Origin of the sequence: Siccirubricoccus deserti, from assembly GCF_014283215.1 — a bacterium.
GTDB classification, from domain to species: Bacteria; Pseudomonadota; Alphaproteobacteria; order Acetobacterales; family Acetobacteraceae; genus Siccirubricoccus; species Siccirubricoccus deserti.
This window is the reverse complement of sequence record NZ_JACOMF010000265.1, coordinates 1-624: the sequence shown is the minus strand read 5'-3', so window position 1 is coordinate 624 and position 624 is coordinate 1. Positions and strand designations below refer to the sequence as shown.

The window sequence follows — 624 nt, the reverse complement described above, 5'->3', positions numbered from 1 at the left end:
TGCCGCCTCGGGAGTGGGCCATGGCCAAGGCCCAGTTCGCCGTGATCTTCAGCCAGCGCTTCACCAAGGCCCTGGCCTGACCGTGTCGTTCAACCGACCGGCCGAACACGGAATTCCTGACACTCCCCTGCAGGTGGGGCAGTTGGCCTGCCAGATGCGCTGCACCGCGCTCAGGCTGATGCCGACCGTCCTGGCCAACGCCCGGCCGGTCCAATGGGTCACGGCGCCCGGCGGCTCGGAACAGGTCAGGGCCAGCACCTTGGCGACCATTGCCGTGGTCAGCGGCGCCCGGCCAGGCTTGCGTGTCTTGTCGCGCAGCAGCCCCTCGACACCCTGTTCGGCGTAGCGCCGTTGCCAGCGCCAAACCGCAGGGCGGCTGACGCCCGCCCGGCGCGCCACCTCCAGGACCGGCAGCCGCTCAGCAGACAGCAGGATGATGTTGGCCCGCTGCACATGCTTGAGCGGGCGGTTCCGGTCACCAAGGATCGCAGCGAGGCGTAACCGTCGTCCCGCCCGCACGGTGAGCCTCGGCTGATCTGCCTTTCGGCTGGTTTCTCGGGCGCATGATGGCGCGGTAGCCTGAGCGCTCCGGCGAGACGGGGTGGAGATGGCGGTCGAGGACGA

1 pseudogene is annotated in these 624 nt (G+C 69.6%); it reads right to left on the bottom strand.

The window, feature by feature from the left end:
• Positions 1-141 precede the first annotated feature (141 nt).
• A pseudogene (locus H7965_RS30240) lies at positions 142-519 on the bottom strand (helix-turn-helix domain-containing protein); the annotation flags it as partial.
• Positions 520-624 lie beyond the last annotated feature (105 nt).